Origin of the sequence: Clostridioides sp. ZZV14-6345, assembly GCF_020657775.1 — a bacterium.
Taxonomy (GTDB): Bacteria; Bacillota; Clostridia; order Peptostreptococcales; family Peptostreptococcaceae; genus Clostridioides; species Clostridioides difficile_D.
In genome coordinates, this window is the sequence record NZ_JAGWCX010000045.1 from 22,478 (window position 1) to 35,605 (window position 13,128).

Consider the following 13,128-nt stretch of genomic DNA (forward strand, 5'->3'; position numbering starts at 1 on the left):
TATATATTAATTTAACATTATTAATATAATTAATTAATATTCATTTAGTCCATTTTCTGATATGGCATATATTTTTTCATTGTAAATATTAATAGCATAAACCTCTTTTCCTCTAAATAATCCTTTATTTACCACAGCATAATAATAAATATTTTTATATTTCCCAAACAATTCTTCTAAACTCTTTTTACTTTTTACATATCTGTCAGCTTTCTCTATATCTAATATCTCAATCTTTTTATACTTATTTTCTTTTTCATCAAGAGTATTAGTTAATACAAATTTAGCTTTATCTTTTGTAATACCAAATTGATAACTTCCATCTTCTAATATTCTAAAGTACCCATCTCCATAACCTACTTTGTAATCTTTTTTACCATCTTTATATGAATATAAATCTTTAGTTTTTGCACTTACCAATACCTCATTTATTAATTTGTCATACTCATATACTTCAGCATAATAATATTTATTATTTTTTATCATTTGTGGAAGTGAGTTTATAGATAGATTTGCCTTATTTTTCCCACTTTTTTTGGATATTACATTTATAATATCATCAGACGTTAAAGTATACAATGAGAGATTCTTTTTATATTTTTTTTCTAAGCTTTGTACCTTTGCATCATCTGAATAATCTTCTTTTAGATACTCTATATACTGTAATGCTCTTTCATAATCTCCAGAAGTATTTGCCTCTTCAGCCTTACTTATATAGTAATCATACATTTCCTCAACACATTGCTCTTTCCCATTTTGAGCCATATTATAGTATTTTTCGTCCTCTTTTAACACTTTATTATACTTTTCAATAGCTTCATAATACTTATATACTTTTTGGTCTTTTACTGCTGAATCATAAATATCTCTAGATTCTTTGATTGTTTCTATATTTTGTTTGTATACATCTAGGTTACTGCCCATGCCATTTAATATTGAAATAGTGTTTATATAGTTAATGGCAATATCATGAGTGGTATTTTCTTCTTTATACATTTCTCTAACTCTATCAGCTTGAGCTAATAAATCATCCACAGATACATTTATTTTGTTTAGTTCTTTTACTGTGTTTATTAATCCAATAAAACTTTCTTGACTTATATCTCCATCTAAATATTTATCACCACTATTTAATAACAATTTATTTATTTTTTTAGAAACAGACTTATTAAATCTTTCCATTTTTGAATCAAAAAACTTTTTTTCTATACTTGCATAGTAATCAACAGCTATAGAATACTGTCTTTTCTCTATAATTTTTAACAACTCATTAGCTTCATTTCCTACACTAAACTCATTACTACTTAAAAAAAATACTATTATTAAAACAATTACACCTAATGCCGATAATGAAACTGCAACTATAGATTTTCTTTTTTCATCAATAAAATCTACAGCTTTCTCAAATAAATCTCTAAAATTCATTATAGTTCCCTCTCCATTTAGCAATATTTATATTTTATGGTAACCTAAATTTCTTATTGGTTATTATATCATAATTCCTGAAAAAAAATAAAAACACAAGTTAAATCGTGTTTTTATTTTACCTATCAATCATTATTTTATACATAAATATTTCCTTTACATAAATTATGATATCTTTCTTTTTATATCCCTAGAATGACTATTTTGTTTTTTATTAACACTGACATTTTTCATTCTTGTTTTATGTATAGTTTTGCTATCAAATATTTTTCTAGCATTGCATAAAACAATTCCAATTGTTAAACAAACTGTAAGCACGCTTCCCATCAAAAAGTAATAATCCAATCCTATATGTACTCCCATAACTGAATTTATTAATACTAATGCAAAAGTCATTGCAAAACATATCATCATGGAGATAACTAAAATTCTTAGAATTTTTTTCAATCCAATCACCTCGTATAATCGCTAATATTGACACTACCCCTTATCCATTACTATACCAAATTAGTAAAAAAATAGCAATTACTATTGTCACTTTATTAGGAAAATATTAAATCTTTTTAATAAATATCTTTTTTTGACATAAGGATTCCTTAATTTTTAATAAAGTAGTAACACTAATATGTATTAATTAATAGAATAGAATAAATGATAATTTATTGAGGGGTGATTCACATGCCAAATTTGCCAAGTTTAGGATCAAAGGCTCCTGATTTTAAAGCCAATACAACAAACGGCTCTATTAGACTCTCTGATTATAAAGGTAATTGGATTGTTTTATTTTCACATCCTGGTGATTTTACACCAGTTTGTACTACAGAATTTTTATGTTTTGCTAAATATTATGACGAATTTAAAAAAAGAAATACAGAACTAATTGGTCTAAGTGTTGATAGCAATAGCTCACATTTAGCTTGGATGTACAATATTTCTTTACTTACAGGTGTAGAAATTCCATTTCCTATTATAGAAGATAGAGATATGAGAATTGCCAAATTATATGGCATGATATCAAAACCAATGAGTGATACATCAACTGTTCGTTCTGTATTTATTATAGATAATAATCAAATTTTAAGAACAATTCTTTATTATCCACTAACTACAGGAAGAAATATTCCAGAAATACTTAGAATAGTAGATGCACTTCAAACTAGTGATAGAGATAATATAGTTACTCCTGCGAATTGGTTCCCTGGAATGCCAGTGATTTTGCCATATCCTAAAAACTATAAAGAATTAAAAAATAGAGTTAACAGCTGTAATAAGAAATATTCTTGTATGGATTGGTATTTATGTTTTGTACCAGATAATTATAATCATGAAGAATTGAACAAGAAAATTGATAATACTTATAGTTGGAAAACAGAACATACTAAAAACATTGAGAATGAATGTAATTGTGAACATGAACAGCATGACTACACTAACAAAGCTCTTGACTGTAAACAAGAACACAAAACTGACATAAAGGATGATTGTAAGCATGATAAAAAACACAACAAAAATACTAACAAGGCTCACAACTTCAAGCAAGATAAGTTTAAAAATAAATCTTGTGATGAAACAAATTATAACTATGACAAAGACAAATCTTGTGACAAAATAAGCTCTAGCTATGATAAAGAAGATAGTAGTTATGAAGATTTCTATAAGCACAATTATAAAAACTACGATTATACTAGTGAAAAAAATACTAAAAAAATAGCTATGAAGACTTTAAAAGAGTCAAAAAAATTAGTTAGACCACAAATAACAGACCCATACAATCCAATAGTTGAAAATGTAAACTGTCCAGATATCAATCCAATTGTGGCGGAATATGTTCTTGGTAACCCAACTAATGTAGATGCACAATTATTGGATGCAGTTATCTTTGCTTTTGCAGAGATAGACCAGTCTGGCAATTTGTTTATTCCTTATCCTAGATTTTTAAATCAATTACTTGCTCTTAAAGGTGAAAAACCTAGTTTACAAGTAATTGTAGCTATTGGAGGTTGGGGAGCTGAAGGCTTCTCTGATGCAGCATTAACTCCTACATCTAGGTATAATTTTGCAAGACAGGTTAATCAGATGATAAATGAATACGCTTTAGATGGAGTGGATATAGACTGGGAATATCCTGGAAGTAGTGCATCTGGGATAACATCAAGACCTCAAGATAGAGAAAACTTTACACTTTTACTAACTGCCATAAGAGACGTTATAGGAGATGACAAATGGCTTAGTGTAGCTGGAACAGGAGATAGAGGATATATAAATTCAAGTGCTGAAATAGATAAAATAGCTCCAATAATAGATTATTTCAATCTTATGAGCTATGATTTTACAGCAGGTGAAACAGGAGCAAATGGTAGAAAACATCAAGCAAACCTTTTTGATTCTGACTTATCTTTACCAGGATATAGTGTTGATGCAATGGTAAGAAATCTTGAAAATGCTGGAATGCCTTCTGAGAAAATCCTTCTTGGTATACCATTTTATGGAAGATTAGGTGCTACTATAACAAGAACTTATGATGAACTTAGAAGGGATTATATAAATAAAAATGGATATGAATATAGATTTGATAATACCGCTCAAGTTCCATATTTAGTTAAAGACGGAGATTTTGCAATGTCATATGATGATGCTTTATCAATATTCTTAAAAACTCAATATGTTCTTAGAAATTGTCTAGGTGGTGTATTCTCATGGACATCAACTTACGACCAGGCAAATATATTGGCTAGAACCATGTCTATTGGTATAAATGACCCTGAGGTATTAAAAGAAGAACTTGAAGGTATTTATGGGCAATTCTAATAGAATATAAGAAAATTTTATAATTATATAAAAAAGCAGATTTTATTATATTAAATAAGCTGTGTCTAATTAATACTACTATTAATTGTTTCTAAATTAGATACTTATTTTCTCATAATACAATCTGCTTTTTTAATCAAAATTTATTTAATTATAAGTTATTTAATTATAAGTTAAGAGTTTAAATATACTCTTATAGCATCTTACTATGTATAAATAGCTTTTCATTATACACCAATAGCTTTTTTAGCTAATTTATCAGCTTCTTCATTATACTTATTTCCAGAATGTGCTTTAACCTTTGTAAATTTTACATTAAGCTTATTCTTAATACTGTCATAGAAATTTTTATATGCTATAGTTCCTTCTTTATTTGTTTTCCAAACTCCAGTACACCACTTTTCAATACCTTCATAGTCAAAATATAAAATCAAGTTTTGAATGTTATTATCAATACAATATTGCATTGCAATCTTAGAAGCTTCTATCTCCCCAGCTACATTTCTCATTCCTACTAGAGTTTCCTCTTTTCCTTTTTCACTATAGGTTTTTATAACTTCATTATTTTTTAAAATTACAACACCTGAGCCATACATCTTTATTGAATGTTCATAGCTTCCATCTACATACGCTTCTATAAATTCCTCGTCTTCTTTAAAGCTTAGTTTTTCTGACCCATAAATATATTCTTTTGCTTCTTGCAAAGTAGAAAAACTCTTATATTCAGCTCCTGAAAATCCATTTACTTGTTTTTTGCACTCATCCCATGTATTATATACACCTATACTTTTACCTTTTTTTACGGCATAAAACTTTTGTTTTGCCAAATATATCACTCCCACTCTTAGTTTTTATGTTCTTCTCTCATAAATATATCTAAATTTATTAGATAGTTTCTATCAAAATATTTTACTTTCATATCTTTGTTTACAATATCTATATGATACACTTCTCCTTTTACAGCTCTTTGTCTTATATTTTCATTCATATCTTTTCTTATAATATCCTTATCAACATCATTGTTATCTATTTTAGCATCAACATTCAACGCTTTTACAGTATCGAATATAACAGATTTTAGTATTAGACTTCTAGATTTATTGAAATGTTGCTTTATATAAGTATAAAACTCATTGCTATTCACCTTTGAAATTTTACAACCATGTAAATCTTTCTCTAATCTCTTCAGCACACTTATATTAGTTCCTACATCAAAAATCACAAAACATCCATAGTCATATTTACTTCTTAAAATTCTCCCCATAGCTTGCTTTACCTTTATGGTCATTTGAGGATAATTTATAGTATAGTAGTCTATATTATACTTCTTCATTATAGTAAAATACAAAGGGTCTTTTGGACTTAGATTTGGAAGCTTGTCTAAAGTTACACATACCAAACCATCTCCTGGAATATCTACACCCTCAAAACATCCTTTTGAACCAAGTACTACACATTTTCTACTCAAATCATTAAGATGCCTAATACCCTTTTTATCAGCATAAATTTCTAAGTTAAAACCATGTAAATATTTTTTCAATATTTCATAAGTCTTTTCTTGTCTATCTTTACTATTAAAAAGAGCCAAGGTATGACCTTCTGTAATCTGCGATATATTAGATATAATTTTACTCATTTCATTTGGAAATTCAGAATTTCTGTACTCACAAATATCAGAAAATGCAACTACAGAAACTCTATTTTTATAATCAAAAATTGGTTCTATAATCTTTTCCACATTCTTAACTCTGTCTATTCCTAATGTATTTTTAAAATAGGACATACTTTCAGATAAACTCAAAGTTGCAGACAAAAATATTCCTTTCTCTAATTGAGATAAAATATTTTCTTCAAACAAATCTGCTATTTTTAATGGCACTACTCGAAATTCAAAGTCATTATAATTCTTATCAATTTCAACTATTCTTGCATAATCATCCTTTTCATCATACTCCAAAAAGATTTCAAATATAATCTTTATATCCTCTAAATCTCTTGTCTTTGCCTTTCCAAATTTATATACATCTGCTTCTTTATCTATACTATCATCATCGATATTCCTATAAATTGTTATTATTATTGAAACTAAATTTTTTATTATTTTTTCACAGCCTAACTTTATCTTTTCACTATAAGCTCTATAGCTTATTTCAGTATCTACACCATTCTTCGTTAGTTTTCCCACGATTTCATCTATTTGCAAATTTAGTTCCCATCTTAAATTATAATTACTTACACTATTATATTCATTACAACTCCCAAAATTTAATATTGAATCTATCTCTTCAATAATAAGATTTATACTTCTAGCAATTTTTTGTTTATCTTTTATTTCAATTTTTAGTACATTATAAAATTTATCAAAAGCCTTTATTTTCCTCATATTTCTGCTATATTTTTTATATATAAAGCTACTATTTTGAATAAACTCGTAAGGATAAATTTCTTGTAATAGATACCTTAAGGACTTTGAATTTATAATACTTGAAAAGAAATCATATCCTTTTTCAGTCAAATTATGTGCTTCATCTACTATTATATTTTCTAAAGGTTTTTCATCCTTATATGGCCATTTAGCTAATAGTGAATGATTTACTACTGTTATATGTTCATCTTTCAATTCTTCTATTCTATTTTTATATAAGCAATCCTTTTTACATTTTTTAGGTCTGCACATATTTGAGTCACAACTTACATTTCTTAAGTGAATACTTATTTCCTTGAAATTATCAAGCACCAAATAATTTATTTCTTCTATATCTCCATACTTACCACCTTCAACTAACCTCTCTAAAAATATTAAAGATAATATTTCTCCTTTAGTAGGGTTTTGAGATTCATAATCTGCTACATATGTTTCCAGTCTATCTATACAAATATAGTTATTTTTTCCCTTTATATATCCATAACTTACTTTTCCATTCAGTCCCAAAGAATCTAACACATTTGGAATATCTTTATTTATTAATTGTATCTGCAACTCCTTTGTATCAGTAGAAATTAGTAATCTTTTTTTATTAATTCTAGATTCTAATATAGCAGGCAATAAATATCCTACACTTTTACCTATACCAGTTGGAGCTTCTATACACGCAATTTTTTCTTCATATTCACTATTTCTAAACAACTCCCTTATTGTTTTAGAAAGCTCATATTGACCAGGTCTATACTCATATGTAAATCCTTCTTTATTCTCCCAGATAGTTTTATATTTTAACAATTCTTCATAATTTTTTTCTTCTTCATTTAAAAGTTTTAAGGTTTCTTTTTCTTTTTTACTTTCTTCTTTTGAATTAAATCTCTTGTATTCTTTTTTAACATTTATATTGTTTGATAAATCATAATTTGCCTCCTCTAAAAATTTACTCCATTCCCATGTTGGGAGATTAAATTTTTTAAGATATGAATTTATTTTAAAGCTTAATGGCTCTAAAGTAGTTTTTTCATAACTATTAAATCTTACTAGAAGGCAATTTACAACATTTATTATATCAATAGCATCTGATAAAGCCCTATTTTTCACTTTAGAATTACAATTTGTTAAAGTATTTTTTAAGTATTCTAAGCTATAATCTTTATGATATGGTTCTAAAATAACTGCTAATTCAATTGAATCAATAAATTTGTTTTTTAACTTTGGCATATGATATTCAAAAAACTTTTTTTTCAAACTTAAATCATGACATATAATCAAGCTATCTTCTACAAAATTTATAAGTCTATCTTCTACTTTTTCTATTTCATTAGCTATTTCTAAATCATTTTTATCTAAATTTCTACATATTGAGAATACTTCTATAGGTACCTCAGATTTATTTTTTATTAATGATTGATATGTATCTACTTTCCAATCTTTAACCTTAACAGCTCCAACTTCTAAAATTTCTGAATTTAAATAATCTAATCCACTAACTTCTATATCTAAAAACACAACATTATTCAATACACTTATTATATTATCCATTTTTATATCCCTTCAAGTTAAACCAGCCTAACTTATTTACAATGATTGCTCTTTATATTTTATCATTTATATATACTTTATTTAAGATAATTAATATTAATTTTATACATCTTACAATAAACTTATTTAATTTATTATTTGTATATATGAATATTTTTAACTATAAATATTCAAACTATATTGTAAGAAATACACTTTAAATTTTAAATAAGAGGTGAAATTGTGAAAAAAGATAGCCTAAAAAAATACATTATGATAGGAACATTTGCTCTAATACTTTTTGGAATTGCTAGTATAAATTTTAAATCATTAGATAAAACAAAAACTCAGATTTCTAACCCGACACTAGATACACATGAATATGATTGGTATTTTAACCCTAGAGAAGATGGTAAACAGCCATCTCCTATAAAAGAAGCAGATTTTTTCAAAAAATATGATGGGTATTATGTAGGAAATCCTAATGAAAAAGTTATATATCTATCATTTGATGCTGGATACGAAAGCGGAAATACTCCAAAATTATTAGATACACTTAAAAAACACAATGCTAAAGCACAGTTTTTCGTAGTTGAAAGTTATATAAAAAGTAATCCAGATTTAATAAAGCGTATGGAAAAAGAAGGACATTTAGTTTGTAATCATTCAAAAAGCCACCCATCAATGGCAGGTATTACAGATTTTGAAAAATTCAAAGAAGAAATTACAAGTGTAGAAAAAGCATACAAAGATGTTACTGGAAAAGAAATGCCTAAATATTTTAGACCACCAATGGGTAAATTTAGTGAACAATCTTTAAAATATACACAAGATTTAGGATATAAATCAATATTCTGGAGTTTTGCCTATGTAGATTGGTATGAAAAGAAACAGCCTACTCATGAATTTGCCAAAGATAAAATTTATTCAAGAACACATCCTGGTGCAATAGTTCTACTACATCCAAATTCATCAACAAATACTGAAATATTGGATGAGGTGCTTACACATTGGGAAAAGGAAGGTTATAAACTTAAAACTCTTGATTATTTAAGTAATAAAAAATAATATTATAAATTAAATAAAACTCCATCATGAATTATAGTAAAAATACAGTTATTTATAAATACTTTAATTCTTAATGGAGTTTTTTACTTTTTATAATTATTTAAAAAGTATTGTCCATTCATTTATCTCTTTATATCCTATATTGTGATATATTTTACCTGCTATATCATTGTTATAAAAAAGACATGGAACCTTTCCTTCCAACAACAATTCTTTACTTAAATTGTAAACCATATAACTTGCAAGTCCTTTTCCCCTGTATCTTTTATCTGTACTTACAGATACTACCATTGCCAAAAAACTAGTTTCCATACCAGTTGACACAGTGCTAATCATAGTATCATTATTTTTAATAAAATATGCTCTTGCATTTCCTTCTTTTAAATGCTCTTTTCTTTCTTCTATGTAATTTTGACTTACTTTATAGTCTGAGCTATTTAAAAGCTTCCCTATTTCATCAATATCATTTTCCTTAGCATTTTCTATTTTATACTCCTTCATGTTAGAGAAATCTATTTCTTTTATTTCTTTCAATATACAAAATTTATTATCTAGTTTTTCATAAAAATCTTTGTATTTACTTGTCAGCCTATCTATTACACACTTTTTTCCACTTATACTTTCTACATCCAAACTTTTTATATGATTCTTCAGTTCTTCTATATCAAAATCATTTTTTAGACTATAAATTATAAGTGTTGACTTATTCTTTAATACTATAGAAGTTATATTTCCTCCTTTCATTTGAGACCATATATCTTGAGAGTGAGAACTAAATCCATAGTTTTCAACATATCCAATTATGAATAAATTTAAACTTTCTTCATGTGATACATATTGCCAAAATTCTTTTTCCAAAGTATTATCTATTTTTACAATCAAGTATATATCCTCCTTTTGCGTTAATAATGATATACCTTATAATTTATAGTATCATTTAAAATCATTATATTCTACCAAATATTCTTAATCTTTAAAAAATAATTTAAATTTTTAAATTATTTGGTTTATATTAAAGTTATACAGTTAAATAAACTATATACTTAAATGTCTATGCAATATGTTCATATTTATTTTTATATTCTGTTATTGCTTCATTCCAAGCTTCTTCTACTGAGATACCTTTCTTATTTGCAATTTTTTGTGCTAGTTCTATTATTTTCATAGCTTTTCTTGATATATTCATATATATTCCTCCTTTAAATTATCATAAATTATTTTAAAGTTAAATTTCTATAGTTATGTTGTATATTTATTTACTTATATCTTACTAATTATTTATGTACTAAATATGAACTAGACTAGAAGAAATTTAGAACTTAATAAAACATAAACTTTATACACAATTCATATATATTTGTCATATCACAAGACAAGTGATATAATTTATTATCATTTTATGGGGGTGATATATTATGAAAATAAGAGATGAATACACATGTCCTCTTGAAATTGTACATGACATAATCAAAGGAAAATGGAAAACTATCCTTGTATTTGAATTAAGACAATCTAATAGAACATTTTCTGAATTGGAACATGGTATTTATGGAATAAATCAAAAAATGTTGATTCAACAATTAAAAGAGTTACGTGAATTTGGGATTATTGATAAAATAAGTTCAGTTGGCTATCCATTACATGTTGAATATTTTCTTACTAACCGTGGTAAAAAAATGTTAAAAGCAGTGGAAATAATGCAAGAAATAGGAATCGAATACATGCTTGAACATGGTCAACAAGAAATTCTAGACAGTAGGGGAATTTGCTACAATAAATAATTCTATACATACCAAAAAGTAAGTAATTTACATTTATTATAATAATATTATAATAAAAAATAGATAGGAGGTATGAACATGTCTATAGCTTTAATATTAATTGATATTCAAAATGATTATTTTAATAATGGAAAATGTGAATTATTTCAATCAGAAGAAACAGCTGAAAATGCTAAAAAAATACTACTGTTCTTTAGAGAAAACAACTTACCAGTTATTCATATAAAGCATATATCAACAGATAAAACAGCTTCTTTCTTTCTTCCTCACACTTATGGTTCAGAAATAAATAAAACTGTTTTTCCACTAGATAATGAAGAAATTATAATTAAACACACACCAGACAGTTTCTTTAAAACAGGTTTACAAAACTTCCTTGAGGAAAAAAATATAACTAATCTGGTTATTTGTGGAATGATGAGCCATATGTGTATTGATACAAGTGTAAGAGCAGCAAAGAAACTTGGATACGACATAACTCTAATAAGCGATGCATGTACAACAAAAAATTTATCTTGGGATAATATAGAAATTCATGCTGACACTGTACATCAAGTATTCATGGCATCATTACAGAATAGTTTTGCAGATGTAAAAAACACAGATACTTTTTTATCTAGTTGTTATAAATAAAAAATATTCACTATGTTAAAAGAGCAAGCTTAATTTATTTAAATTTGCTCTTTAATCATTTAAATTTTAGATACTTTCTATCCTTTTTATATACATAATATACTTTTATCTATTTTATATTCATATATAACTATTATATAAATTTTAAACTTTACTATATTCACATAAAAAATGTAGTATTATAGTATATATAATATATAAGGGGGTGCTAGATAAATGAATAATCATATATTGATTCAATTTGGATATATAGCAAGAATCATTACTGCTGGTTTCTGTGGAGCTTTAATTGGATACGAAAGAAAGAACAGACTAAAAGAAGCTGGAATCCGCACTCATTTTATAGTGGCATTAGCTTCAGCACTTATAATCATTGTTTCCAAGTATGGATTTAATGATATAGTAGGTACTCCAGGTATTGGTCTAGACCCAGCCCGTGTTGCGGCACAGGTTGTCAGTGGAATAGGTTTTTTAGGTGCTGGATTAATATTTATTAGAAATCAATCAGTAAGTGGACTTACTACAGCCGCTGGTATATGGGCAACAGCAGGTACAGGGCTTGCCATTGGTTCTGGATTATACTTAGTTGGCATTGTTTCAAGTATCATTATTGTTATTGTACAGATAACACTTCATAGAGATAGGAAATGGATGAGACTCCCTACAGCAGAGCAAGTTTCTCTTAAGATTTCTAATAGCACTGATTCGATAGAATATATTGAAGATAAATTTAAGCAATCTAATATTGAAATTATAAACATGAATATTAAACGTCTTGATGGAGATTGGTTAGAAGTAGTTATATATACTAAATTACCTAAAGGATACAAAAAAACGAATTTATTAAAATTATTTAGCGACAATCCTCTTATAGAAACTTTAGAAATATAATATAAAAAATGTAAAACCCAAGATAATAATATATTTTGGTTGGATTTGATTTATTTTCTTTTTATCCTATTTATTATCTAATTTGTTGAATTTTAGTTATTTAGTTATAGGAATTTGAATTTCAGTTGTAAATTGTAGTGTTTCCTTTATATTTATTTTGAAACGATTAAAATATCAATCATTAAATCAATATTTTTACTTTATCTTATTTATATTTATTTATAGTTAATTTTATATAATAAGTTCGGTGGCAAATGGTTTGAAAAAAATTTGCAACTCTGTTTTTAAGAGTAAAATAACGTTTATATCCATAAATTTATTCAGTTTTTAAACAAGTATGTTAAATAATAATTCATTTTATTGTAATTTTATAGATACAGGGTCAAATGATTTTATACTAGAATACAGAAAAAATGTAGTAGAATCTTATTTACATTAAGTGATGGTATTAGTAAGTATAATTGGATAGATTTTGTTTGCTAAAACCCTTTTTAGTTTTATCTACTATTTGTATTAATATATAGTACTACAAAACTATTGGGTATATTTTAATCTTAAGAGAAACAAAAAATGTTAACT

The 13,128-nt window shown here is 26.1% G+C and carries 11 protein-coding genes; 5 read left to right on the forward strand and 6 right to left on the reverse strand.

All coding sequences use genetic code 11. From position 1 onward, the window contains the following. Window positions 1–33: 33 nt before the first annotated feature. A complete protein-coding gene (locus KGF39_RS12710) occupies window positions 34–1,425 on the reverse strand; it encodes a UbiD family decarboxylase (RefSeq protein ID WP_227822585.1) in 1,392 nt (463 codons plus the stop codon). A 165-nt stretch (window positions 1,426–1,590) separates the two neighbouring features. Further along, window positions 1,591–1,839: a hypothetical protein gene (locus tag KGF39_RS12715; RefSeq protein WP_306800924.1), complete on the reverse strand. Its 249-nt coding sequence runs from the start codon at window positions 1,837–1,839 to the stop codon at window positions 1,591–1,593. Window positions 1,840–2,103: 264 nt separating this feature from the next. On the opposite strand from KGF39_RS12715, the gene KGF39_RS12720 reads away from it, so the two are divergent. Beyond that, entirely contained in the window at window positions 2,104–4,233 is a 2,130-nt protein-coding gene (locus KGF39_RS12720) for a peroxiredoxin (protein ID WP_227822587.1), read from the forward strand. A 227-nt stretch (window positions 4,234–4,460) separates the two neighbouring features. Here KGF39_RS12720 and KGF39_RS12725 read toward each other — a convergent pair whose 3' ends face one another. Next, window positions 4,461–5,060: a viroplasmin family protein gene (locus KGF39_RS12725; protein ID WP_054273415.1), complete on the reverse strand. Its 600-nt coding sequence runs from the start codon at window positions 5,058–5,060 to the stop codon at window positions 4,461–4,463. A gap of 17 nt (window positions 5,061–5,077) precedes the next feature. Continuing rightward, window positions 5,078–8,197 (reverse strand): helicase C-terminal domain-containing protein, encoded by a 3,120-nt coding sequence (locus KGF39_RS12730; RefSeq protein WP_227822588.1) that lies wholly within the window; start codon window positions 8,195–8,197, stop codon window positions 5,078–5,080. Window positions 8,198–8,419: 222 nt separating this feature from the next. On the opposite strand from KGF39_RS12730, the gene pdaA reads away from it, so the two are divergent. Beyond that, window positions 8,420–9,244 (forward strand): delta-lactam-biosynthetic de-N-acetylase, encoded by an 825-nt coding sequence (gene pdaA, locus KGF39_RS12735; RefSeq protein ID WP_227822589.1) that lies wholly within the window; start codon window positions 8,420–8,422, stop codon window positions 9,242–9,244. Window positions 9,245–9,340: 96 nt separating this feature from the next. Here pdaA and KGF39_RS12740 read toward each other — a convergent pair whose 3' ends face one another. Together KGF39_RS12740 and KGF39_RS19900 are read right to left on the reverse strand one after the other, a co-directional pair. Continuing rightward, on the reverse strand, window positions 9,341–10,126 hold the full coding sequence (locus tag KGF39_RS12740; protein ID WP_054273413.1) for a GNAT family N-acetyltransferase: 786 nt from the start codon (window positions 10,124–10,126) through the stop codon (window positions 9,341–9,343). A gap of 169 nt (window positions 10,127–10,295) precedes the next feature. Continuing rightward, window positions 10,296–10,430, reverse strand: coding sequence for a hypothetical protein (locus tag KGF39_RS19900; protein WP_054273412.1), 135 nt, complete (start codon window positions 10,428–10,430; stop codon window positions 10,296–10,298). Between the two features lie 229 nt (window positions 10,431–10,659). Between KGF39_RS19900 and KGF39_RS12745 the strand changes: the two genes are divergently transcribed. From KGF39_RS12745 to KGF39_RS12755, 3 genes are all read left to right on the forward strand, one after another. Next, window positions 10,660–11,025: a winged helix-turn-helix transcriptional regulator gene (locus KGF39_RS12745; RefSeq protein WP_054273411.1), complete on the forward strand. Its 366-nt coding sequence runs from the start codon at window positions 10,660–10,662 to the stop codon at window positions 11,023–11,025. A gap of 78 nt (window positions 11,026–11,103) precedes the next feature. After that, window positions 11,104–11,658 carry a cysteine hydrolase family protein gene (locus KGF39_RS12750; protein WP_227822590.1) on the forward strand — a complete coding sequence of 185 codons (555 nt, stop codon included), beginning with the start codon at window positions 11,104–11,106 and terminating at the stop codon, window positions 11,656–11,658. A gap of 216 nt (window positions 11,659–11,874) precedes the next feature. Continuing rightward, window positions 11,875–12,549 (forward strand): MgtC/SapB family protein, encoded by a 675-nt coding sequence (locus tag KGF39_RS12755; RefSeq protein WP_054273409.1) that lies wholly within the window; start codon window positions 11,875–11,877, stop codon window positions 12,547–12,549. Window positions 12,550–13,128: the final 579 nt, after the last annotated feature.